19 protein-coding genes, 1 tRNA gene and 1 riboswitch are annotated in these 23,367 nt (G+C 66.1%); of the genes, 7 read left to right on the plus strand and 13 right to left on the minus strand.

What is annotated here, in order from left to right; translation table 11 throughout:
• Nucleotides 1-11 precede the first annotated feature (11 nt).
• Genes ACMTAK_RS23745 through ACMTAK_RS23755 form a run of 3 tightly spaced genes read right to left on the minus strand, consistent with a single transcriptional unit; the run spans nucleotide 12 to nucleotide 3,974 of the window.
• Nucleotides 12-1,844: a DEAD/DEAH box helicase gene (locus ACMTAK_RS23745; RefSeq protein WP_413808061.1), complete on the minus strand. Its 1,833-nt coding sequence runs from the start codon at nucleotides 1,842-1,844 to the stop codon at nucleotides 12-14.
• The gene (locus tag ACMTAK_RS23750) at nucleotides 1,844-3,265 is read right to left on the minus strand and encodes a ParB N-terminal domain-containing protein (RefSeq protein WP_413808062.1); all 1,422 of its coding nucleotides are present in this window, start codon (nucleotides 3,263-3,265) and stop codon (nucleotides 1,844-1,846) included. The genes ACMTAK_RS23745 and ACMTAK_RS23750 overlap by 1 nt, the downstream gene beginning before the upstream one ends.
• Before the next feature lie 16 nt (nucleotides 3,266-3,281).
• On the minus strand, nucleotides 3,282-3,974 hold the full coding sequence (locus ACMTAK_RS23755) for a hypothetical protein (RefSeq protein WP_413808063.1): 693 nt from the start codon (nucleotides 3,972-3,974) through the stop codon (nucleotides 3,282-3,284).
• A gap of 211 nt (nucleotides 3,975-4,185) precedes the next feature.
• Between ACMTAK_RS23755 and ACMTAK_RS23760 the strand changes: the two genes are divergently transcribed.
• The gene (locus ACMTAK_RS23760) at nucleotides 4,186-4,965 is read left to right on the plus strand and encodes a hypothetical protein (protein ID WP_413808064.1); all 780 of its coding nucleotides are present in this window, start codon (nucleotides 4,186-4,188) and stop codon (nucleotides 4,963-4,965) included.
• Between the two features lie 108 nt (nucleotides 4,966-5,073).
• Here the strand turns inward: ACMTAK_RS23760 and ACMTAK_RS23765 are convergent, their stop codons facing one another.
• The gene (locus tag ACMTAK_RS23765; protein WP_413808065.1) at nucleotides 5,074-5,718 is read right to left on the minus strand and encodes an ATP-binding protein; all 645 of its coding nucleotides are present in this window, start codon (nucleotides 5,716-5,718) and stop codon (nucleotides 5,074-5,076) included.
• Nucleotides 5,719-5,941: 223 nt separating this feature from the next.
• Here ACMTAK_RS23765 and ACMTAK_RS23770 point away from each other — a divergent pair, with 223 nt between their 5' ends.
• Both ACMTAK_RS23770 and ACMTAK_RS23775 read left to right on the plus strand, forming a co-directional pair.
• Nucleotides 5,942-6,787, plus strand: a complete 846-nt coding sequence (locus tag ACMTAK_RS23770; protein WP_413808066.1) for a helix-turn-helix domain-containing protein — start codon at nucleotides 5,942-5,944, stop codon at nucleotides 6,785-6,787.
• Entirely contained in the window at nucleotides 6,787-6,999 is a 213-nt protein-coding gene (locus ACMTAK_RS23775; RefSeq protein ID WP_413808067.1) for a DUF397 domain-containing protein, read from the plus strand. The genes ACMTAK_RS23770 and ACMTAK_RS23775 overlap by 1 nt, the downstream gene beginning before the upstream one ends.
• A 31-nt stretch (nucleotides 7,000-7,030) precedes the next feature.
• On the opposite strand, the gene ACMTAK_RS23780 is transcribed toward ACMTAK_RS23775, so the two are convergent.
• Nucleotides 7,031-10,009 carry a Z1 domain-containing protein gene (locus tag ACMTAK_RS23780; RefSeq protein WP_413808068.1) on the minus strand — a complete coding sequence of 993 codons (2,979 nt, stop codon included), beginning with the start codon at nucleotides 10,007-10,009 and terminating at the stop codon, nucleotides 7,031-7,033.
• A gap of 32 nt (nucleotides 10,010-10,041) precedes the next feature.
• On the minus strand, nucleotides 10,042-11,586 hold the full coding sequence (locus tag ACMTAK_RS23785; protein WP_413808069.1) for an ATP-binding protein: 1,545 nt from the start codon (nucleotides 11,584-11,586) through the stop codon (nucleotides 10,042-10,044).
• A gap of 287 nt (nucleotides 11,587-11,873) precedes the next feature.
• Here ACMTAK_RS23785 and ACMTAK_RS23790 point away from each other — a divergent pair, with 287 nt between their 5' ends.
• Nucleotides 11,874-12,194 carry a hypothetical protein gene (locus ACMTAK_RS23790; RefSeq protein ID WP_413808070.1) on the plus strand — a complete coding sequence of 107 codons (321 nt, stop codon included), beginning with the start codon at nucleotides 11,874-11,876 and terminating at the stop codon, nucleotides 12,192-12,194.
• 109 nt (nucleotides 12,195-12,303) lie between these two features.
• Here ACMTAK_RS23790 and ACMTAK_RS23795 read toward each other — a convergent pair whose 3' ends face one another.
• The 4 genes from ACMTAK_RS23795 to ACMTAK_RS23810 all read right to left on the minus strand — a co-directional run bounded on the left by ACMTAK_RS23795 (nucleotide 12,304) and on the right by ACMTAK_RS23810 (nucleotide 17,682).
• Complete coding sequence (locus ACMTAK_RS23795; protein ID WP_413808071.1) at nucleotides 12,304-13,248, minus strand: aldo/keto reductase; 945 nt, start codon at nucleotides 13,246-13,248, stop codon at nucleotides 12,304-12,306.
• 218 nt (nucleotides 13,249-13,466) lie between these two features.
• Nucleotides 13,467-14,696, minus strand: a complete 1,230-nt coding sequence (locus ACMTAK_RS23800; protein WP_413808072.1) for a M23 family metallopeptidase — start codon at nucleotides 14,694-14,696, stop codon at nucleotides 13,467-13,469.
• An 11-nt stretch (nucleotides 14,697-14,707) separates the two neighbouring features.
• Nucleotides 14,708-14,843, minus strand: a riboswitch (cyclic di-AMP (ydaO/yuaA leader).
• 337 nt (nucleotides 14,844-15,180) lie between these two features.
• Nucleotides 15,181-16,551 (minus strand): PP2C family protein-serine/threonine phosphatase, encoded by a 1,371-nt coding sequence (locus ACMTAK_RS23805; protein ID WP_413808073.1) that lies wholly within the window; start codon nucleotides 16,549-16,551, stop codon nucleotides 15,181-15,183.
• Between the two features lie 360 nt (nucleotides 16,552-16,911).
• Nucleotides 16,912-17,682, minus strand: coding sequence for a DUF6227 family protein (locus tag ACMTAK_RS23810; RefSeq protein WP_413808074.1), 771 nt, complete (start codon nucleotides 17,680-17,682; stop codon nucleotides 16,912-16,914).
• A gap of 583 nt (nucleotides 17,683-18,265) precedes the next feature.
• Between ACMTAK_RS23810 and ACMTAK_RS23815 the strand changes: the two genes are divergently transcribed.
• The 3 genes from ACMTAK_RS23815 to ACMTAK_RS23825 all read left to right on the plus strand — a co-directional run bounded on the left by ACMTAK_RS23815 (nucleotide 18,266) and on the right by ACMTAK_RS23825 (nucleotide 20,114).
• Entirely contained in the window at nucleotides 18,266-18,610 is a 345-nt protein-coding gene (locus ACMTAK_RS23815; protein ID WP_413808075.1) for a hypothetical protein, read from the plus strand.
• A 164-nt stretch (nucleotides 18,611-18,774) separates the two neighbouring features.
• Nucleotides 18,775-19,329, plus strand: coding sequence for a hypothetical protein (locus ACMTAK_RS23820; RefSeq protein ID WP_413808076.1), 555 nt, complete (start codon nucleotides 18,775-18,777; stop codon nucleotides 19,327-19,329).
• Between the two features lie 242 nt (nucleotides 19,330-19,571).
• Nucleotides 19,572-20,114: a hypothetical protein gene (locus ACMTAK_RS23825; RefSeq protein ID WP_413808077.1), complete on the plus strand. Its 543-nt coding sequence runs from the start codon at nucleotides 19,572-19,574 to the stop codon at nucleotides 20,112-20,114.
• A gap of 100 nt (nucleotides 20,115-20,214) precedes the next feature.
• Here ACMTAK_RS23825 and ACMTAK_RS23830 read toward each other — a convergent pair whose 3' ends face one another.
• The 3 genes from ACMTAK_RS23830 to ACMTAK_RS23840 all read right to left on the minus strand — a co-directional run bounded on the left by ACMTAK_RS23830 (nucleotide 20,215) and on the right by ACMTAK_RS23840 (nucleotide 23,353).
• Entirely contained in the window at nucleotides 20,215-21,309 is a 1,095-nt protein-coding gene (locus ACMTAK_RS23830) for a right-handed parallel beta-helix repeat-containing protein (RefSeq protein ID WP_413808078.1), read from the minus strand.
• A gap of 224 nt (nucleotides 21,310-21,533) precedes the next feature.
• Nucleotides 21,534-21,606, minus strand: a tRNA-Lys gene (locus ACMTAK_RS23835).
• Nucleotides 21,607-21,823: 217 nt separating this feature from the next.
• Entirely contained in the window at nucleotides 21,824-23,353 is a 1,530-nt protein-coding gene (locus tag ACMTAK_RS23840; RefSeq protein WP_461773817.1) for a tyrosine-type recombinase/integrase, read from the minus strand.
• Nucleotides 23,354-23,367 lie beyond the last annotated feature (14 nt).

A 23,367-nucleotide genomic window follows, 5' to 3' on the forward strand; every position in this document is an offset into this window, starting at 1 on the left:
ACAGCATCCGTCTACTGCCGAACAGTTCCGCTTCTACCGATATGGCGGATCAGGGCCTCCACGTCGCTGGGCGCGAGTCCTGCCGCAACCGAAGGTTCTTCCTGCAGGTCAGAGAGTTGCTGCACCGATGGATCATCCAAGATCTTGCCCATAAACTCCAACTTCAGATTGAGCCGTGCCTCGACCACCTCGTCAATCGTGTTCCGCACCGCGAGCACAGTGACCTTGGTGTCGGTGCCGGGAGCAAGGCCGAGGCGGTGGATACGGTCAAGGCTCTGCAGGAACCGTCCTGCGATGAAGTCACGGTCCACGTATACGGCGTCGTGGCACACATGGTGAAGGCTGATGCCCTCGCCCAGCGTTGCCGGGTTGGAGATCAGCACCTGACACCCCGGATCCTCGCGGAAGCGGCGGAGCTGTTCATCACGGTCGGGAGTCCCGCCGTAGACAACCGCAGGGCTGTACTTCTCCAGGAGTTGCGCCAATGTGGTGAGACTCCGAACGAACGTCGTCCAGACCAGGGTCTTCCGGCCACGCTCGGCGTTCTCCGCGACAATCGCCAAGGCTTCCTTGTACTTGGGTGAGAGCTCGTAGTCCGGGAGGTTCTGCATGAGCGTGTACAGGGAACTGCCCTCCGGGATCTCCAGAGGCGGCAGCTGGTAAGCCAGAGGCTCGTAACGGGTAGCGCCCTCAAGGAGCAGGGCCGGACTCGTCGCCGCCATCAGCAGCCTCAGCGCGGTCTTGCCGAGGGAGCTGAGGTCCTCGCGAGCGTCCCCCGCGGCTATGCCCCCGACCAGCGAGCTATAGATCTCGCTGTGGAGTTCAGGCAAGTCCACATACCTCATCCGCAGTTCCATCGGCGGCAGCCCAAGCTCCTGCTTGGTCGTCCGAGTGAACAGCGGCCGCAGCACCGTGCTGGCGTAGGCGAGGTCTCCGCCGGCCACCGCGTTCGATACGGAGCGCTGACCGTGGCCCGGCCAGACAAAACCCAGCAGGTTCTCCAGGTCCTTGGATCCATTGGGAGCGGGGGTACCCGTAAGGATCAGTCGCCTCTGTGAGAGAGGACCCAGCGCCATGCAGGCTGCTCCATAGGTGCCCCGTGATCCGAGCTTCATCCGGTGGGCCTCGTCAAGGATGATCATTGCGGGGGCTGACTTCAGCCATCCCGCAAGAGTCGAGAGCGAACGGTCCAGCCGTTCGTAGTTGACGATCAGCACCTCCGCCCACTGGTCAAGAGACCGGTCGAGGACGTGCGTGCGGAGCGGATGGCGGAAGCACACAGCAGTCTCGTACTGCCAGGATTCATAAGCGGACTTGGGGCAGACCACCAGGACGCGGCTCACCTTCCCCTGGGCCTTCTGCGCGGCGTAGACCGCCAGAGCCACGCGTGTCTTGCCGGCACCTGGAACGCTGAAGTTGGCCCCGTGCTGAAGGGACAGCAGCTTGGCGATGTCCCGCCGCTGGAACTCGCCCAGCTCAGCGTCCCACTCAGCGCCGAGGAGGCCGAGAACATCGTCAGGATCGACTTCGCCGACGTGGTCACGGCTGTCAAGCCGCTTCTTGACCGTCTCCGCGTCCTGAAGGATCCCCACCACCAGCGACTGGAGGTCCGGGGCCCATTCCACGCCAACGGGGTGGGGCCAGGTGCTTATCGCGTTCAGCTTCCCCAGAAGATCGTCGAGTTCCACCGAGGCGGTCAACGGGCCAAGCTGGCCGCCCGTACGGAAACGGGCGGCCAGCTGGACAAGATCCTGCCTGTACTGCTCGGTAGTCCTCAGCACAACCTTGGTCCGCGTCTCATCAAACCCAAGGTGCAAGGAAGTCCCGGCCGAGGCCTCCGCCATCAGGAGGCCTCCGCGGCCGCGGCATCGATGAGCCAGGAGACGCCGTCGCCGGGGTGCGGCATACCGCGACCTGCCTGCTGGGCCAGCTTGCGGAGGCTCTCGCGCAGTTTCAACACAGCCTCGTCGAAGGCCTCCTCGTCAAGGGAGCGCGAGGCACGAGCCTGGACGAGATCCACCACGCACAGATCGATATCGGCACAGGCATCAGCGAGACGTGCCGGCGCCATCTGCTTGCGCTTGCGGAGCCGGGCGTCGCGGCCCGCGGCGTCGATCGCTGCGTCGAAGGCCTTTTGGGCGTCATCGAAGACAACTTGTGCGTTGCTCTTCTCACTGTCAGGCACCTGAGGATCGGTGCTCAGCGCGGCTGCCTTGGCCCGCAGTACGTGGTCATTGAGTGCACGGGCTGCCGAGACAGTCACCGACGCGCCCGGAACCGAGACGCCTAGCCCCGGAACAGCCACCGCCTCCTCTTCGACGGCTACTGAGCTCAGGCTCGCCGGCAGCTTAGGACCGAGGTACCGATCCTGGAATCCCTCCTCGACAAGACGCACATCGGTCTTGGCGAATCCGAGCATGATCGCGGCCATCCGCACTTCCTTGAGCGCTTCGGCCTGGTCCGGGTCGCTAGCAGCAAGCTTCTCGTAGGCGCGGTGAAGCTCCTTCAGCTTCTCCTGGTGATCCTCGAAGTCCACGAGACGCAGGGCTACCCCGCCGCCACTGCGGCTACGCTCGATCATGTCCTGGATGGTGCTGAGGATCCAGCGCTCCTGGTGATACGTAGATGCCTTGATCCGGAATTCCTTGGCGATGGCTTCCGGAGTCCGCCCCAGCGCAGCCTGTTCCTCCATAGCCAGCAGGCGGTTGATGTAGGAGTATTCACGGCGGTGGTCCTTGCGCAACTGCAGCGAGAGCTCAATCGCGTTGATGTCTGCCCAAGTGAACGATTCCGGCAGAACTCCTACCCGCATCGACTGGGCACCGATCTTCCGGAGCGCGGCAGCGCGTGTGTTTCCGTTCACCAGGATTCCCTGGTGGGTAATCAGGCCAGGGTCGTTCTGGCCGAACTGCTTCAGGCTGTCCATCAGCTTGTCAAAGTCCGGGTCCCTGCGACTCGGGTTAGCCGGCTCCGACTGAAGCAGAAACTTCAAGTATTCCTGGCTCTCGCCACTCCACGGGTCCTTGTCTAGCGCCTCGTCCCGTGCGGCATCGTGACTGCGTTGGGCCCGGATTCGATGGGTGCCTGGGTTGAAGTACAGCCCGGCAAGCGGGAGGTCAACGACCTCCACGTGCAGCGGCTGCCCGTTCCAGTCGACGGTGACCGTCTCGCGGGTACCCCCTGCGTTCCTGACCTCCTCCAGCCTCTTCTTGATCAGCTCACTGAACTCCGCCGCGCGGGGCGGCGCCCCGAACTCTCGCAGCACTGCTTCCCTCCCCTTCTTAGTTGCTCTCGCCGTCCACAGCCTGCTTGACGGCCTCACGTGATTCCGCCGGCAGCGTCCGGAAGACCCCCCACAACTTCTCAAGCGGACTAAGCGTCCGACGATCAGCCTCGATCCAGCCCGCGAAGACCTTGCGCTCAAGCGGGGCCAGAGCCTGGACCGTACTCAGGACCTCGCCAAGGTCCGCCTGACGTTCCCCAGAACCGTTACCACAACGCTTGCACTCGGTAACCATCTGGACTTCTACTGTCCCGTCCGGCAACAGCACGTTTCGGCGAGCCACATTCAACTTCGACAGCTCAATGCCGTCGCCGTACGACTCACCCATGCCGATGCCACACGTACGGCAGAGGAAGTTGTCCTCCTGCCACACCTTGATGCGCTGCGTTGCCGTGAGGCTGTTCTTGTGCTTGGCAATCTTCGACTGCCCCGGAATCCAGACTTCCGCTCCCTTGCTGACGTACCGCTGCTCCTCCTGCTTCAAGGCAGGGTCGTCGCGGCTCGTGTCGATCCGCCAGCCGTGATCGCGGAGGTCCCGCAGCCGCCGGTCAATCTGTGCTACGTCCGGGAAAGCCTGCCGCAACTGCGCCTTCGTGAAGATATTGCCTTCCCCCACCTCCGTCTCCAGCCACAAGGCCGCGCGGATCTTGCCTCCGAACTTCCCGTCCTGCCACGACGGCAACGTCGCCATCCTCTGTCTCCAATTCAGCCATACGGCACGCCAAAGAAACGCCATGGACACGACATACACGGCGTTCCGCCCCGATCTCCGGCGGTCACACCATTGAGCACCGTTGGCGAGCGGACGTCCAGAGCAAATCGATGTTGCGCGAAAACGCGTCAAACTCCAGTGCTGCACAATGAATCAGGTGGACCGGCGAGAGAAGAGGTGCCGTTACCGAATGGCCAGGAAGCGAGTTGGTTCCAAGATCAGCGACGAGCTGCCACCGGGGAGGCGCAGGCTTGCCGAGCTCCTGCGAACCTTGTACGAGCACTTGGGTCAGCCGACGCTGGCGGCGTGCGCCAGGCATCTTGAGCACCGTGGATTCAAAACAAATCCGGGCGTAATCTCCCGTTATGTCAATGGAGACCGCCTACCGCCGGAAGGTTTCATCACCCACCTCCACGCCGCTGCCGTTGAACAGGCAGGAAGCGAGGAAGCAGTCGGCATCACCCGCGAGGAGGCTCTTGCCGCGCGTGCAGCCGCGGAGTCGTGGCGCTGCAAGACATGTCCGGAGCTTCGCCGCACGAACCATGGTTTGCAGCATGAGGTCCGGGAACTCCGCCGGACGAAGGCCGGCTTAGAGAGACGGCTCATTGCCGCCCAGGAGCGAGTGGCGCACCTGCCGGTCCCCTCCTCGCAGGGGGACCGGCAGCAGAGAGCAAGCGGAGTGGCTGCCGCCACGCAGATCGCCGCCATGGCCGAGATGCTGAAAGAACGGGGTGACGTTGAGGCGGCGCTTGCCATGGTGCTGGAGTCCGCCGAGGTCCTGTCCCCTCCTGAGAGTGCCGCATCCCTCGCCCTGCTCCGGCAGAAGCGGCACGATGAACTCGCGGACACGCTGATACAGATCTACGGACGCGACAAACCGGAGAAGCTAGTCATCCGCGCGGCCCTAGAACTCTATGAGTACGGCATGGCTGACGATGCCGGCGCAATGCTTCGAGCCGCCGCCGACTGATACGCCGGCACAGGCAAGCCCTCGCGTCACGGGTGGTCAGCCCGGGAGCCCGCTAGACCGGTCACGGAATGTCGTCGCCGCCCATCTTTGGATCGTGGAACGTCGCGCTCAGCCGCACCTCTGTGTGTTGCTCCATGCAGTCTCATGACGGGTCTGGGCGCGGTCGAGGATGTCGTCGGCGTCGAGGCCGTGTGCGGTGAGCCAGTGCAGTAGGTCCAGGACCAGACTGGTTGCCGACTCTTCCAGGACGGGACGGTGAGTGAGTCGCGTGGTCGGCCTGCCGGACGCATGGCCGTAAGTCTCCATCACTTTCGTCGCACGTTGGATGCGGCGGCGGGATTCGTCCGGAGCCAGGGGCAGCTCGCACCAGACCGCCTTGCCGGCCACCGTGCGGGTCGTGCCCCAGGCGGCTGACAGGGCGGCGAGGAGTTGCAAGCCGCGGCCGGACTCTTCCTCGCATGTGGGGTGGAGACTCTGGGGTTCCTTGTGGCTGTTGTCGTGCAGTTCCAGACGTAGCTGATCAGTGCCCGCGTCGAGGACGAGCGTGGCCGCGGTTCCCTGGCCGACGTGTTTGATCACATTCGCTGCCAGTTCGGTGGCGATCAGCTGGGCCTCTTCCGTGAGCGCCGACATCCCCCAGCCGACGAGCTCGGCTTTGACGGCTCGGCGAAGGTCGGCCAGTTGGGGTGGCTCGGCGGCGAAAGGGAGGATGCAGCGGCGGGGGTGGGGTTCGGTGACTGAGAAGCGGTACATGGCCACACTCCTTGGGCGCTACGTCAGCGCTGCACCCAGCCGCGTCCGTACGACTGCGCTGCGTAGCCTCGCTGGTGCGAGTATGACACCGAGAAGTCTCGCCATGTAACTTCTCACAGAATCTCGGAAGAGTGAATCTGGTGGTCTGCCAACTTCAGGCGCCCATAGCCTTGTTGTCGCTGATCTCCGTCACAGGTCGGCTCAGAAGGAAGAGGTAGTCGTCATGCCAGTGCGGGCCACTACTCGTCGGCGCCAGCTCGGCGTCATGATGCGCAAGCTCCGAGCCCGTAAGGGAATGACGCTGGAGGAGGCAGGTCGCCTCGTCGGGGTTTCGAAGGCGACCGTCAGCCGGTACGAGACGCAGGAAGGGCCCGTGAAGTGGCCCATCGTGGATGCGCTGTGCCATGAATACGGAGCGAGCGAGGCGGAGCGGAAGGCCGTGGTCGGCCTTGCCAAGGACGCCAAGCGTCAGGGGTGGTGGACCTCCTTCGCGGATTCCCTGCCGGAGAGCATGAATCTGCTCTTCACGTTGGAGGACGAGGCCGTTCGAGAGGATCACTTCGCCTGTCTGTATGTGCCGGGACTGCTACAGACTCGCGGCTATACGGAAGCGGTGCAGCACGCGTCGGAGATGAGGCTGTCCGCGGAGGAGATCGCGCGCCTGGTCGACCTCCGGATGAAGCGGCAGGAGATTCTGAGCCGACCGAAGCCACCACACCTGTGGGCCATCCTCGACGAGTCGGTGGTCCGGCGCGTGGTCGGTTCGCGTGAGGTGATGCGCGGCCAACTGAGTCACTTGTTGCGCGCCAACGAGTCACCTGACATCACGCTTCAGGTGCTGCCATTCGCCAAGGGCGCCCACTCAGCGGCCATGGGGAGCTTCGTGATCCTCGGGGGTGCCGAGCCCTCGCTGGACGTCGTGTACGTCGACATCCACGTCGGCTCGCTCTTCATGGAGAAGGACGAGGAACTGGAGCGCTACCGGGTCGCGTTCGACTACCTTCGCGCTCAGGCGCTGGACATGGCCTCGTCCTCCGCCCTCATCGAACGCGTCCGTGAGGAGATCTGATGCGCGAGCCCTGCATATCCGACAGAGACGGTGGGTGGTTCAAGTCCTCCTACAGCGGTGCCGGCAACACCGAATGCCTCGAAGTGGCCTTCCTATACGGCGAACAGACTGGCGTACGGGATTCCAAGGTTCCAGGTGGCCAAGTGATCCGGATCCCCAACGAAGCCTGGGCGCGGTTCCTCCTAGCCGTACAACGCGGCCAGCTAGCCTGATCCGCGCGCCCAGACGAGGGTCGCCTCAGAATTAGGGCACCCTGGGCGTCGGGATAATCGCGTCGTCAGCGTGCCGCGAGTCCTTTGCTTGGAAGCGGACAAGACGGCGTGTGGAGTCGATCGCTGACTTGGGCGGGACCAGGGTAAATGCCATGACTACTTTTGATGGGTCAGCCTTGCCGAGTTGAACAGCAGCCCTCACGTCTGCCTCATTCTTGCCGTCGACGACCGGATACAGCAGTGCCACACCGGTTCGCGGCCCTACCAGTGAGTTCGCGGGGGCATCAGCAGCAGCTTCAATGAGGTGAAGAGCCGCCCGCAGGTGCTCCACGCTCGAGATGCGGCTGAACGATGGCTTGCCCTCTTGCCTTCTGCGGCGGACCAGCGAGAGCGGAGCCGAGTCCGAGACCGATGCCTCCACCCGATTGTCCTGGGTGAGCTGCGGAGCAATCACCAGCCACTCATCAACCGTAGCCAGACGACCGTCGAGCTGAGCCAAGTAGCTCAGGTGCGGCCGGAAGATTCCTTCGCGTTCCCACTCAAGTCCACTCAACACCGCAAGGAGCTCAGCATGACCAACCCTCACGGTACGGACTTGAAAACTCCAGTCTGAGCCGTTACCCCCCACAGATCGGTCGGTGAGGTGAACCGACTGCGCGGGAATGGTCTGGAGAAGGGGACTCCAGCGCTCAGTGTTGCGGCGCAGGGCACCGGGATCCGTCGGATAGGCCGCTGGCTCGATGGGCTTGCCGGGCGAACGTACCTCTACGAGTTCGGCGTTGAACATCTTATTGCGAGCCGATGGCTTGACCCACGGCAGGTGTTGCGCGACCAACGGTGGTACCTGAGCTGGTGTGACCTGAGGCTTGCCGTCGACTAGTTGGGCGTACTGGGTCAACTGTTGACGGAACAGCTCCTCATCGCGACAGATGGCTTCGAAGGCTTCGTATAGATCAACGGTAGATGTCTTGGTCAGCTGCTCCTCGCGGCCAATGTACAGACGCACTAGGTCGCGGTATCCCGGCCGGAACCCAAACCAGCGGCCCATCTGCATGAGTGTGTCTGCTTGGCGAGCGGTACGGCGGTAGTAGGTGACGGTGAGGCCCTCCACTGTGAAGCCTCGGGACAGCTTGGTACCGCCCACGAGGATCTTCCAGACGTGGGGGGTACGATCAAAGTCGAGATCGAGCTGCTCGAAGTACCGGTCCGAGTCGCCGTTAACGATCACGACTGCGTTGCCTCCGGCCCCGATGAGCTGGCGGGCGCGGCTTACATACGACCTCAACTCGTCGTACGAGGCCGGGTTCGGGAGATCTGCCGCACGCGCCGAGGACACCGCTGCGAAGTCGGACTCCCACAGCGCCGCCAGACGACCATGCCCTTCTGAAGATGTATACCCGGCCTGGTGCCACATCGCGTTGATTTGATCGGCCAGTACGGCGTGGTCTCGTGTCCGCACGGACTCATGGATGAGCATGGTGTGGTGGCGGAACGGCCCATCGGGTACGCCGTGGTCGGCGCGGAAGAGCTTGAGTGCACCGGTGAGGACGAAACTGTCCATGGCCTCTCGGAGTCGGTCGCCTCCGTCGCCGCAGATACCTCGGACGTAGGCCTTCTCCTGAGAGTTTGCGACTGTGCGCTCAGGCCCCTTCACCATTGAGTCGAAGTCATGGAAGTCCTGGACCCCCATGTAGCCCTCGGGGCGGGGAAGAGAGATCAGGAAATCGCTGGGGAAGATGTCACGAGCATCTCCCGGGTCGACGAAGACGTTCGCGAACGGTGTCGCTGTGTATCCGACGTACTGACCACGCGGCAGAAGACGCAGTAGCTGCGAGATGAGGCCGTTTATGGCTGTGCGCTCGATGGCCCCCCTCTGCCATTTCTCGGGGTTGGAGGTGTTGACAGAGGCCTGATCGGACTCGTCGTCGATGATCAGAGCAGGAAGCTCACCAAGAATCCCGTGTACCTGCTTCAGGTCCTTGACCAGTTTCGTCAGAACGCTCTTATTCTTCTTGACAACCATTACACGCGCCGCCGCATAGTGCAAATTGGCGGGATCATACAGCGGGAGCGTCGGCTCCCGCTTTTCGAACTCCAGGGTGCGAATGCCCCGATCAAGGCTCTTGTAATCCTTGTCGCGCGTGGTGAGACGCTCGATGTCGAATGCACGCTGTGCAGAGGGGCGACCTCCGTGCCGTACAAACTGTGGCCAGTCGGCGTCATCGCCCACATAGTCAATGCCGACAAGGGAGTCCATATCGCTGAGGTCGGCTCCGCGCAGGATATTCTCTTGGCCGATCAGCTCCATATCAAGCCGACGCTGCGTTTGGGCTCTCAGCAGGTTGAGAGTGCCGCCAAGGACGATGACGAGACGATAGCCCGCGTCAATCGCCTTTGCTATAACGCCCGTGAAATTAGCCGTCTTACCGGACTGCACATAGCCCACGACGAGGCCCTTGGCTTGACGAAACTCACTCTGCTCAGGATCGACGAGGCGCTCGACCACTGCCCGACTAGCCTGGTCGAGACTGGCGATTGACGGTTCGGGCCACCCCTTCTCCCGGAGCTTGTGCTCATAGGCCTGCCAATAGAAGGAGCGTGCCGCGGCTCGTTCTGACGTGTACCAAGGGATGTGTTCGTTCGCAATAACGGCAGCACCCGGCACATGAGCAACCGGCACTATCGCATCGAGTACTTTGCGCAGGTCGGCATCAAAACGGAGCCGATCGTAAACCGCGGCGCGGCGATCATCGGTACGGGGCGCTGTATCCGGCGACCAGCGCGGCTCCTCCGCGAAGTCCCAGACTGTCAGCGCCCGGGACCACAGAGCAACGAGCGCCCCGCCATGAGGCGCTTCCTCGGCGAGACGTACACGGAAGGTCTCCTCACTGAGGTCAGCGTCGGGGAAGTCCTCTTCGGCAGCGACTTCAGCCCACTTCTGGAAGTGACGGGGACTGGCGCTCATGCCGTTCAGGACTTCGGTGTGGATCAGCAGAATGGCGTCGGTCACGTCAGTTTCCTCTGGTCAAAAAGGACAACGCATCAGGAGCTAGGCCGGTTGCGGCGCTCACGCTGAGCGTGGACGGCGGCGAGTAGAATGCTGTTCCAGTACTCGATGCGATCTGCTCGCTTCTTCTCCCAGCGGCCGAGACCGAAGCAATCCTGGAGCAGTAGGTACAGCAGTGTCTTAGTGACAGGAGCGTCGTTCGCGCCGCCCCTCCGCCCGTCGTTGAAGTCTTCCCGGAACTCCTTGTTGAGCAGGAGGGCGTGATTTTCGCGGTCTAGCTGGAAGAACTGCTCTTCGGGGAGAGCCGTCCACTCGACGCGGATGGGGTCCTCAGCACACTTGAGCGGCAATTCTTCACGCACGGCCCGCTTGACCTTGGGATCAAAACCCTTGCCGGGTTCGATGACTGCCGGCCTTTCGATAACCGAACGTGACATCCCCTCCCGGTACGCAGCCTGAGCGTCAGCGAGATACGTCCGAAAGGTATCGCCAACTGCGTCAACAGCTTCATCCACCCCACTGGTGAACGCTGGCGTCACCTCGACGCCGTCCTTCTTCACCGTGAGGCTGAAAACGTCGTTCTCTTCCACAGGAAGATCCACTGCTATACGGGCAAGGACCATATGCCCTTCAGGGCCCCGGAAGTTGCTCCAACCACCTGCCTGCACCAACCGGTCGTTACGGTAGAAATAGAAGCCCTGCCTGTCGCTTACAGTGCCGATCTGCCGGAACCCCGCCAGATTCGACTTGGCGGGCCAGATATGTGCCTCCAGGTCCATCGGGCCAACGCCTTCGACATGTGCCAAGAACTTCTTCGGGTAGCCAGCCTTTCCAGGCACCTTATAGCCGAAAGGGTCAAGCGCGTCCACACTGATGTGGTCCGTTTCCTCTCCGGTGGCCACGTCCCATACGGCGATATCCAGGTTGAGTCCGCGGCCGAGGAAGCGATGCAGATACAGCCCAAGATGCGTCTCTAGCCGGGAAATGGCCTTGGACAGGAACTGCTCGCTCTGCCCAGGCGCCACGGTCTGAAAGGCACGCACCCGATCCCAGCGCACGATCGTTCCGTGCCACTCGATCAGACCGTCATATACGTCGATCTGCTGTTGCGCGAACGCTGGCTCGACCGTGTCGCAGCGGAAGCCGTCCTCGATACCTTCCACTGTGAGCTTGCGGCCGACCGCTCGGGTGCGTTTGGTGCGGCTAATGACGGTGAGCGAGCGGGCCTGTGACAGCGAGGCGGCTTTCAGGCCGGTGCCGTACATGCCGAGAGCTTGCCCCCCGTAGTCGCGGCGGCGCCCGACCGTCATGGCACTGTCCAGGCCTGCGTCGTCCATCCCGCGGCCATTGTCGAGGACCAGCAACGACACAATGCGGTCGTGTGCGCGGAGGAAGTGCACGACGATGGCGTCGGCGGCAGCGTCGATCGAGTTGTCCACTAGATCCGCGACCGCAGCCTCGAAGCTATACCCCTGGTTGGTTAACGCCCTGGCGTATCCAGCGTCTGGAGGCAGGTGCACACTTCCGCTGGTAGGGACGTCGTACTGCCAACTGGCAGGAAGGGAAGTGGAAGAAGACATGCACTCCGTTCCTTATCCACAGGTAGGGCCCGTGTGGGGGAACGGCGGCCCATCGCTAACGATGCGCCATTCTACGTACACGCCGGGTGTAGAGGACGAGTTCAACTATCTCGGTTCGGCATCTACGTAATCTTCACATATAGGCACAGACAGGGCAGAACAACGCTTAATGCCCCACACTGCGGGAGAGGACGAGCTGTAACAGCCCAGGCAGGCAGACTGCGGTCATTGCGCGGGCTGATGCGTAGGGTCGGGGCCAGGAGATCCTTGGAGTGGGAGGTATGGGGATGGCTGGAGTGCCGGCGGGGGTTGTGGCTGCGGGTGGGTTGGTCGGGGGGTATTCGGTGGCTCGGTGGACCAAGAAGCGGCCCTTGGGTGGTGTTGCGCTGGCCGCTGCCGGGGCGGTGGCCGCTCGGGGGTGGCGGGAGAAGGCGGGGAACGGGACCGCCGCCGCGCTCAGTGCGGCGTATGTCGCCGCGTTCGCCGGGTCGCATCCGCTGGCGAAGAAGATCGGGGCCTGGCCGTCCGTCTTCGCCGTCGCCGGCGGCGTTGCCCTCGCGTCCTGGGCCCTTGCCGATCGGCGGCACCCCTCGACGGTCGGCGCGTAAGGGCCCTGGGGCGTACGTAGCGGTCACGTATGTGCGGGTGGCTCAGGCGGGCGGGGCTCCAATATCGCCCGCCCGCCGTCCTACGGCCCGGTCCCGCCCCGTCTTCCGCTCAGTCCGACGCCGACGTCAGCAGGTCCAGTTCCGGCTGGGTCAGCTTGAGGTCGACCGAGGCCAGGAGGGCGGGGAGCTGGTCGGTGGAGCTGGCGCTGGCCAGGGAGGCCACGACTGTGGGCTGGGCGAGGAGCCAGGCCAGGGCGACCGTGGCGGGCTCGGTGCGGTGGTTGGCGGCGACGTCGTCCAGGGCGGCGAGGACCTTCTGGCCGCGCTCGGTCTCCAGGTGCTTGGCCGCGCCCGTGGAGCGGGGGCTGTCGACGGCCGTGCCCGGACGGTACTTGCCGGTGAGGAAGCCGGACGCCAGGGAGTAGTAGGGAATCGTCGCCAGGTCGTGGCGGGCGGCCACCTCGGACAGCTCGCCCTCGAAGGTGTCGCGCGAGACCAGGTTGTAGTGCGGCTGGAGGGCGACGTAGCGGGCCAGGTTCTCCCGGGTGGAGAAGGTCAGCTGGGCCTCCAGGCGGTCCGCGCCGACGTTGGACGCGGCGATCTCGCGGACCTTGCCCTCCCTGACCAGCTCGTCCAGGGTGGTGATGATCTCCTCCACCGGCACCGACGGGTCGTCGTAGTGGGTGTAGTAGAGGTCGATGTAGTCGGTGCGCAGCCGCTGGAGGGATTCCTCGACGCCCGATTTGATGGCGGACGAGGTCAGCCCGCGTGGCTCCGGGGAGCCGCCGCCCACCTTGGTGGCGAGGACGATGTCGGAGCGGTTGCCGCGGGAGGCGAACCAGTTGCCGAGAATGGTCTCGGACTCGCCGCCCTCGTTGCCCGGTACCCAGGCGGAGTAGACATCGGCGGTGTCGATGAAATTGCCGCCCGCCGCCACGTAGGCGTCGAGCACCCGGAAGGACTCGGCCTCGTTCGCGGTCCAGCCGAAGACGTTCCCGCCGAGGGAGAGCGGGAAGACGGACAGGTCACCGATCTTCTGTGTGTTGTCAGCCATACATCTTTACAACGGTTGGCTGGACGGGGTTGTTCCGGCCTGTTGTTCCCGCGTGCGTTCCTGGGGGGGCGGCCCCGTCGGGACGTAAAGCCCCCTCGGCGCGTAAAGCCCCGTCGGCACGTAGAGCCCCATGGACCATCGGGACGTAAAGCCCCATCGGCACGTAAACCGGCGGCCCTGGCGTCAAGGGGGGAGAGAGCGCCAGGGCCGCCGGGGTATCAGGGGTTCAGCCCGTGCTGGCGCAGCCAGGGCATCGGGTCGATCGGCGAGCCGCCGCCCGGCCGGACCTCGAGGTGGAGGTGCGGGCCGGTCACATTGCCGGTGGCGCCGACGCGGGCGATGACGTCGCCCGTCGACACCTTGCCGGAGGTGACCACCATCGACGACAGGTGGCAGAACCAGAGCTCGGTGCCGTCGCTCAAGGTCAGCACGATGCGGTAGCCGTACGAACCGGCCCAGCCCGCCTGGGTGATGGTGCCGCCGTGCAGCGCCTTGACCGGGGTGCCGGTCGGGGCGGCGAAGTCCTGGCCGGTGTGGTCGGCCGACCACATGTCGCCCGCCTGGCCGAAGCTGGCGGTCAGGGTGTACGACCCGACGGGGAGGGTGTACGCGGCGGCGAGTCTGGCCTGGCGCTCGGCCGCGGCCTTCTTCTCGGCCGCCTCCTTCGCCCGCTGCTCGGCGGCCTTCTTCTCCGCCGCAGCCTTGGCCTTCCGCTTGGCGACCGCCTCCGCGGCCTGGTCGGCGGCCTTGTCCGCGGCGGCCCTGGCCTCCTTGGCGGCGGCCTGCGCCGCGGCGGTGCGGCTGTCCTCGTCCGCCGCGTTCTGCTGGTTCTCGGCCTGCTGGAGGATGCGGGCGCGGAGCGCCTCACCGGCGTCGGTGGTGCCGCGCTGCTCGTCCTCGCTGGTCAGACCGGCCTGGGAGAGCGGGGCGGCGGCGGTCTGCGCGCCGCTGCTGTCATCCGACGCCCAGGAGCCGATCCCCGGCAGATCCTTGGCGTCGGGCAGGCTGGCCTTCACCTCATCGGCGACATGGCCGAGGTCCGGCATGGATATGGGGAGCGCGGGACGGTCCTTGGCGCTGGCCATACCGCCCGCACCGACCGCCGCGATCACGCCGACCCCGAGGACGGCGCCGCTGCGTGCCATGGTCCCGCCTCGCTGTTTGGCAACGCGGTGCCGGCCGCGTACGGGAGCGATGGACTCCTCGGTGGGGTTCCACTCCTCCCAGGTCTCGGCCTCGAATCCGGCACCCGGGCCCTCGGAGGCGCCCTCATCCGCATAGCGGTCGTCGGGGGCGAACGCGTAAGGGTCGTCGGGGGCGAGTCGGCCGTCCCCTGAGCTCATCCCGCCGCCGGCGTCGAAGCCGGGGCCGTAGGCGGTGGCGGTCCCCAAACCGCCTCCCCGTGTTCGATACGGGGCCTCGTCCAGGACAGACCTGTTGGACGCCACGGAGGCGCACTCCTTTCCTTCCCTCTCGCCTACCGGGTTAGCTGACGGGTTCGGAGCAGGAAGGTCTCCTACGGGTCAGGTTCGACCCGATTCACCCCAAGGTTGTTGGTTCCCCGGTTCCCTTGGTGCTGCTGGTGGTGCGGTACTGCCGCTGTGCGTACGGGATTCGGCGACGGCGCACGGTGCCGCCCTTGCGACGGTTGTGACGACCGCGCTGCGTTATCGAACGTTAATAGAGAGCGCGATGTGATTCCAAGCTGTTCCGAGGAATCCGCGCACCTTTGGCATGAACTTAGCACTCAAGAGGGGACAGATAGGGGCGAGTCGACGTGCTGGGCAAGACTTGGCAAAACCGCATACGGATCGATCGTGCGTCAATTGTTATGCGGAGGGGGCTCGGCCGGTTACGCACGGTGTGCGGCGTGGTGCGATGCGATGCGATCGCGGTGCGGTTGGTTGGTCGGTTGGTTGGTTGGTCAGTCGGCTACGACGGCGTGGGGTTCGCCCTGTCGTTCCCCTCACCGTTGTCCCGCCTACTGTCCCGCGCGCTGTCCCGCCCGTTGCCGCGAGCCGGGGTCCGACGGACCGCCAGCAGCGCCATGTCGTCCGGCGTTCCGCCACCCGTATGGCGCTCGACATCGGCCACCAAGGCGTCCAGCAGCTCCTGCGGACCGTCGAAGCGGCGACCGCGCAGCCGCTCCTCCGGGTCATAGAACTCGCCATGGCGGTCCCGGGCCTCCGTCACCCCGTCCGTGAACAGCAGCAGCGTCTCGCCCTCCGCGAACATCAGCTCCATCACCCGGTCCGGCCAACCCGCCAACTCCCCCATCCCCACCGGCAGCGCCGACGCCTCCGGCTCCAGGGCACGCACCGCGCCGCCCTCCTCCAGGAGCAGCGGCGCCGGATGGCCGCGGTTGATCAGCCGCAGGGTGGAGTCGCCGCGCGGAATTTCGGCCACCACGGCCGTCGTAAACCCCTCGACCACCTCCAGGTCGGCCCGCCGGGCGCCCTCGCGCTGCAGCGCCCGCTCCAGGCGGCCCACGAGCGCCTCCAGGGTCGTCTCCTGCTCCGCCGCCTCCCGGAAGCAGCCCAGGAGGATCGCCACGACCTCCACGGCCCCCAGCCCCTTGCCGCGTACGTCCCCGACGGTCAGCCGTACACCGTGCGGGGTGTCCTGGACGGCATACAGGTCACCACCGATCGCCGCGTACTTCTCCGCCGGTACGTAACGCGCGGCGATCTCCAGTCCGGCGAGCCGGGCGGGCGGCGCGGGCAGGACGGCGCGCTGGGCCGCCTCCGCGATACCGCGCGCCGAGGCGAGCCGGTGGTAGCCGCGGCGTACGACGCGGTTGATCACCACCGCCAGCACGGTCACGGTCGCCACCGTGATGATCTCGGTGGCCGCCTGGGTCGGGTCCCGCACGCCGTGCAACTCCGCCAGCAGACAGGTGGCGAGGACCGCGACGACGGCCGTGCCGATGGTCTGACGCAGCGGTAAGAGCGCCGCGGCGACCAAGGGGGCGGCGGCGAAGAAGGGCGAGGCGGTGTAGCCGGGCGGGGCGGCCAGGTCGAAGGCGATGCCGCCGAGGACGAGGACGGCGGGGACCCAGCGGGCCATACGGCGGCCCGGGGGCTCCTTACCGCTCTCCTCGCCCGGAGCCGGCCCCGCGGCGGACCCGGCGGACGCGTCGGCGGCGGCACCGGCCGCGGCGCCGGTGTCGATGAGCGTACGGAGGCGGGTGGCGGGTCGGCGGGCGAGCGGGCGGCTCAGCCGGGGCCAGGCCGTACGCCGCTCCGTACGGCCCTCGGTACGGCCCTCCGTACGGGCGCCCGTACGAGCCCTGCTCCCTCGCACCCGCACCGGCTTCTCTCGCTTCCCTGGTCCGCGTCCCAGCCGCCGTCACAGCGGCACGGCGGCGCGGTCGTCACGGCGTCACCGCCGTCACCGCCGTCACCAGGCTTCCGGCTGACGGGCCGCCAGGCGAGCCGGTGTCGGCCAAGCGGGTGCTGGGCGGGTGGGGACGCGTGCCGAGCGCCGCACGAGGCGTCTCGTCGACCCCACGCATGCGGGGGTGTGAGCGCGCCAGGACCCCGGTCGGCGGGCTACGGACGGGCTACGGAAGCGTCAGATACCGCGTACGTCAGAGGTCCTGCGTACGCCAGAGGCCCCGCGTACGCCAGGAGGTCCCGCGTACGCCAGGAGGCCCCGCGTACGTCAGAGGTCGACGCCCAGCGCGCGGGCGTGGCGGTCCGCCGCGAGTTCCGCCGAGACCTCGTCGAGGTACACCTCGCACACCAGCCGGCCGTCACGGGTCAGATTGTGCTCCAGCTCCCACAGCACGATCTCGTCCCCTCCGGCGAGGAGGAAGGCGTGCTCATAGAAGCGGCACCAGGTCGCGTCGGGACCGCCGGAGCGGCGCCGGGGCTTGGGCGCGAGGGCGATGTCATGGGCGAACGCGGTGGCGAGCAGCCGCTCGGTCTCCTCGCCCGGGCGGTCGGCGTTCTCCGCGCGGCGCAGGACGCGACGGGCGTGGTCGGCCGAATCGTCGGCCACATACGCACGGGAGCTCTCCACCGGCTCGGCCGTGTGCAGCAGCTGGTCCGGGAGCCACAGCGGTAACCCGTCGAGCTCCTCCCAGCGGGCGCCGCCGAGGCGCTCATGGACGCGGCGCTCGGCCAGCGTCAGGGCGTCCTCGTCCTCGTAGAGCTCGTACAGCGGGCGGCCGCCCTCGCCCGTGTTGTGCTCCAGTTCCCACAGCAGCAGGCTGCTGCCGTCGGGGAGCAGGAAGACATGCCGATAGGTGCTGTACCCGAGCTGGCCGCACCGCTCATTGCACTGCCGACAGGACCGCAGCTCGGACTGGTGCATCAGGGCGCTTCGCGCCTGGGCCAGCACCGCCTCGCCGATCTCGAAGCCGTTCTGCGCACGGGCGAGCAGCCCGTCCATCAGCTCGGAAGGGGTCCCTTCCCCTCGTGAGTGCCCCATGTCTCTCCTCCCGCCTCCCGGCGTTGATTCGCCGCGCCCCCCGGGCGACCACTTCGCGCACTTAGCGTAGCGGCGTGAACACGCGCCGCGCTGCGGTTCGGCGAAGCTGTCGGTGTGACTGTGCCTCATTCACTCCTGCGTCGTAGAGCCTGGATGTATCACTCGTCCGACCGGTCGAACAAGTCCCGGGGCGGGGGCAGGGCGGCCCGGTCGGTCGGCGCGAGGCCGTCTCCCGGCCGTCACATGGCCATCGGTGCGCTGCCGCCCCGTCACCCGCCTCCGTCGGGCGGCCGTTGCCCGGCAGCCGAGCGTCCGCGGACCATCCCCGTGCCTCCGCCTCGTCCCGCCCCAATCGCGGCCCGGCAGCCAACCTCCTCCCCTCCTCATAAAGGGGATTCAGATTCCGCTGGGCCAAATGGAGCTCGCGTTGGTCCCCCTTAGCGGGATTCTCGGATAACACGCACCGGAAGAGCCGCACTATGCCGGACGGGTGAAGCTGACTGGCGGCCCGAAGCCTTAACTGATGAGCTTCGTTGTGTCATGCGTCCGTGAATTCGCGGAGCAACCCAGACGGAGGATTTAAGTGAACATCGGCAAGAAGGCAGTTCTTCTGACCGCGGCCGCCGGCGCTCTGGTCATCGGTGGCGCGGGCGGTGCCCTGGCCCAGAACGACGACTATGCCTACCAGGGCAACCACTGTGACACGGCCACCGGTGCCACCAGCAACCTCGGCGGCACCGCCGCCACCGGCGACATCGACCTCGGCTCGGACTGCGTCAACTTCACCAACAGCAGCGGTTCGGTCTACCAGGGCAACGACTGCGACACGTCCACCGGCATCACGCTGGTCACCGGCGCCGCCGCCCCGACGGGCGACACCTACGTCGGCTCCAAGTGCGGGAACATCGCCGTCGACGACACCCCCTGAGTCGCTGACCCTTTCATGGTGTTCCCGCCCGCGGTAACACCATGAGGCATCCCCCCGTTGGGAATCGCGGCCCTGGAAGCCTCTTCCAGGGCCGCTGCCATGAGAAAGGCTTTTCGGTGACGGTGCTGAGTGTGCCGCATCCGAAGCCCGATTGGAGGCTCTTTATGCACAAGCGCAAAAGGACGGCGCTTCTAGCGGCGACCGTGGGCGCGCTGCTCATCGGCGGTGCGGGCGGAGCCGACGCCACCGAAACCGGTCCCAGCCGCTCGGCGGGCGCCAACGGCGGGACGCAGAGCAATCGCTGCACCACCAGTTCCGTCATCGGCACCGTCACCGTGGTGGCCGGCCCGACCGAGATCAGCAATCAGACCGACTGCGTCAACACCGCCGAATCGGGTGTGACGACGCAGGAGAACCGCTGCCGTACCCACTCCGTCGTCGGTCCGATCACCGTCGCACTGGCTCCCGGATCCGAAATCAAGAACGGGACCAACTGCGTCAACGTCAGTGAGTCGGGCGGGGTCACGAAGCAGACCAACAACTGCCGCACCACCTCTGTGACGGGCCCGATCACGATCGGCCCCGGCTCCGACGTCACCACCGAGACCAACTGCGTCAATGCCGCAGGCACCGACCCCCAGGACGGAACTGAGGGGAAGAGCGCGAACGGCAAGAAGAGCGGCAAGAGCGGTGGCCAGGGAAAGCGTCAGCGGTCCTGAAACACCGAATTCCGGAACCCGCCACCGAGCTCCGGACACATCCGCTCGGCATGAACACGGCCTTGGGGAAATTTCCCCCGGGGCCGCGTTCATTTTTTCGTTTCCACGGACGGCTGAATATACCTTTACTGTGGCGGATGGGTGATGCTTCGAGTATTCCCGGATCCAGGCCTCTGGAAATATCGTTCAAGAGGTGTCTGCGGATTTATTCGCGGAGAACCCGATATGGAGGCACCAGAACAATGCAGATCGGTAAGAAGGCAGCTCTCATGGCCGCGGCGGCCGCGGGCACAATGGTGGTCGGTGGCGCAGGCAGCGCGAGTGCCCATGGCCTCTTCCCGCAGTCCAGCGGGGCTCAGCGAAACCTCTGTGAGACGGCGACCGGCGCCACCAGCAACCTCGGCGGCGCCGCCACCACCAGCGACATCAACCTCGGCTCGGACTGCGTCAACTTCGCCAACAGCAGCGGTTCGGTCATCCAGGCCAGCGACTGCGGCACGGCCACCGGCACCACCCTGGTCACCGGCGCCGCCGCCCCGACTGGCGACACCAACCTCGGTTCCAACTGCGGGAACGTCACCCTCGCCGAGCCGGACCCGGTCGTCGTCGTGAACACGGACCCGCCGAAGAAGCAGCACAAGGCCAAGAAGCACCACAAGGCCAAGGACTCGCACAAGGCCAAGGACCCGCACAAGAAGGACAAGTGCGAGCACAAGGCGAAGAAGCAGCACAAGGCCAAGACCTCGCACAAGGTCAAGGCGAAGAAGAAGGACTGCAAGCACTGACGGTCGAGCAGGCGGTCAGGCAGGCGGCGCCCCCGGAAGAACGGCTTCCGGGGGCGCCGCGGCGTTCAGCAGGGTCGTTTCAGCGGTTGTCACGCCTTTTTCAGCATCCGGCGAGGGCCGGTACGCACTGATTCGGGTTGTTCCCGGTGACCGTGGTCGCGGTGAGCGCGATCGAGCCGCCGTCGGTGAAGATCCCGCCGCCCTGGCCGCCATTGGCCGTATTACCGGTCACGGTATCGCCGGTCATTTGTGTGGTGCCCGCGTGCTGGAACACACCGCCGCCATTCAGCGTGGCGGTATTCCCGTTCACCGTGGTGGACTGTACGCGCAGTGCGCTGCCCATATTGGCGATACCGCCACCGAAACTGCCGGCGGTGTTCTCGGTCACCCGGCCGCCGTTGATCGTGAGATCTCCGATCGAGGTGGAGATACCGCCGCCCTCGAAGTTGGTGGTCCTGTTCCGCGCGACCGTGACGGCGCTCAGCAGCGTCGTTCCCCAGTTACTGACGCCGCCGCCCGAGCTGTCCGCGGTATTGTCCGAAATGTTGCCGCCCGAGACGCTGAGGGTGGCCGACGTATTGATGTGAATACCGCCGCCGTCTCCCGCGGAATTGTGCGTCACATCCGTGCCCGAAAGCACCGCCGAGCCGCCCGAGGCGACCTCGACACCCCCGCCGACGTTGCTCGCGGTGTTGCCCGTGACCGTGGACTGGATCAGCCGCAGCGAGCCCCCGTCGAGGATGCCGCCGCCGTCGGTGCCCGCCCCCGAGGTCGCCCGGCCGTCCGAGAAGGTCACGCCGTTGACCGTAAGGCTTCCGCCGGGCGCGATCTCCGCGATCCGGAAGTCCGCCGCGGACGCACTGCGTCTGATGGTCGCCAGGGTCCCGCTGATGGTCACGTCACGGGTGATGAGCGGCAGTCCATCAGCGCCGTTGGGGCCGGTGTACGCCGCGGAGCCCAGCGTGTACACACACCCCGTGGTCAGGACGACGGACCCGCCCGAAGGGGAGCTGTTGGCCTCGCTCACCGCGTTGACCAGCGCCGCCGCGTCCCCGCAGGGCACGGGGGCCGCCTTCTCACCCTCCTTTCCGCCGCCTCCCTTTCCTTCGGCGGACGCCGGAGCGGAGACCGCCCATGCCGATACCGCCAGCGCCATGACGGGGATCAAACCCCGGATCGTTGTCGCGAGTCGCACGAGGAGTCTCCTTAAGCGTTTCCGAGCAGCGGACCAGACGCAGCAGGTTCAGACTCTGCGGTCGAGTACTGCTCGGCATCCGCTCAAGCGCCGGTCGAGTGAGACTCGATCTTCTGTACGACGGGGGTGAGAACTCCCCGCTCCCGGGCCGCGGAAGGCCGTGCGGCGGGACCCTCAGAAACGAGGAAACCGCAGGTCACCGATGGCGCCTGCGGTTTCCGAAGTGGGTCATCAGGGGCTCGAACCCTGAACCAATGGATTAAAAGTCCACTGCTCTGCCACTTGAGCTAATGACCCGCGTGATCCGAATGGTATCCCGCCGTGTCATCCAGTCCAACTAGTCTTTTCCAGTGCAGGTCACTGGGGGCGCGCCCTCTTCGTCATGTCCATTCCATGCGCTCCAGTCCACCCCGGTCCAAGACGTCCGGTGGAGCAACGGTGGAGCACGGTGGAGCGGAAACCCGCCTCCCACCTGCACGAACGCGGGCCCTCCATGAGCACCAGGACCAGGGTCTCACTCGGCCGCCCGCCGCTTCGCTCGGGGCACGATCCGGGCCGCGTTCTCCGCCGCCTCCCGGTCCACCTCGCGCAGGAGAGACGTGTACGTGTCGGAGGTCAGTTTGATCGTGGAGTGTCGCAGCGTCTCTTTGATCGTGTGGAGGTCCGCGCCGCCGGCGTGAAGGATCGTCGCCGCGACGTGCCGGAGGTCCCGCAAGTTGATCGGCGGGAGGTCCGGCAGCCGGTCACAGATCCGCTGAAAGGTCTTGGACACCGCGTCCGGGTGGAGCCAGGCGCCTTCCTCGGTCGTCCAGACCTTCCCCGTCTCCTCCCACTTCGGCCCGGCGGCCAGCCGCTCCCGGAGCTGCTGTGCCCGGTGCTCGCGCAGGACCTGGACGGTGCCCTTGTCCAGGGAGATGGTGCCCACGGACCCGGCCGTCTTGGGGACCGTCTCCACGGGCGTCCAGCCGTCCACGACGATCTCCTTCGACACCGTCAGGAGCGCGTCATCCAGGGATATGTCCTCCCACCCCTGGCCCACGGACTCACCACGGCGGAGGCCGCGGAACCCGATGACGTGGAAGAGGGAGTAAAGCCGCTCACCCTCGGCCTCATCCAGAAAGGCACCGAACTGCGCCGGGGTCCAGACCATGACGGGGCCGGGTTTCTCCCTGGTGAGCCGCCACCGCTCCACCCGCTCCGGCGTCCACAGCATCGGCTTCGGCCGGCCCGCCGTCTCCAGCTCTACGAAGGAGGCCGGGTTGAACGTGATGAGCTGCCGGGCAATGGCCGCATTCAGCGCCGTGCGCAGCGTGCGCCGGATCGCCTGCTGTGACGACTTCCCCGTGACCTTCCGGTAGGGCGGCATCTCCGCCAGGCGGGCCCGCTCCTCCGCCAGCCGCGCCCGGTCCTTCGCCTTCGGGGCACCGGGCCGGCCGAGCGTGCACCGCGCCTCCTGCTCCCGACGCGCCGCGTTCTCCGCCACGACGGTTTCGTTCTGGTCGTCGATGGCAGCGAACATGTCCTCCAGATGGCCGATGTTGATCCGGTCCAGCCGGAGGTGGCCGAGGTGCGGTTTGAGGTGGACGCGGATGTGGCTGCCGTACCCGTGGTTCGTTGTTGCCCGCGTCTTCTTGCTGGCGAGCCAGGTGTCCAGCCAATCCGCAACGATCATCTTGCCGTCCAGCGGGACGCCGACGCCGAGCTTCCGGGACACCTCCGTGGGGTCCGGGATCTTGCTGCGTTCCTTCTGCACGGCGGCCAGGAGATCCCCGACGCGGACGAGCTGGTCCTCCTCATCCCCGGCCAGGTCGAGGATCGCCCGAATACGGTCCAGGTCCCTCTGTGCCTCCTTGCTCTCGGCGTAGCCGGTGCGCTCGAACCTCCGGCGCTTGCCGTCTTCACCGGGCGGGAGCTCCTGGATCACCCGGAACTTCCCGTGGTTCCGTTTCTCCAGTAGCGGGCACGACCCCGCTAGCCTCCGCCCGTTCTCACCGCGGCACTCGCACCGCTTACTGATTCCGCCGGCGCGGCGTGATGCAGGCATGTCACCCCTTCCCC

Origin of the sequence: Streptomyces lacaronensis, assembly GCF_047337785.1 — a bacterium.
Classification (GTDB): domain Bacteria; phylum Actinomycetota; class Actinomycetes; order Streptomycetales; family Streptomycetaceae; genus Streptomyces; species Streptomyces lycopersici.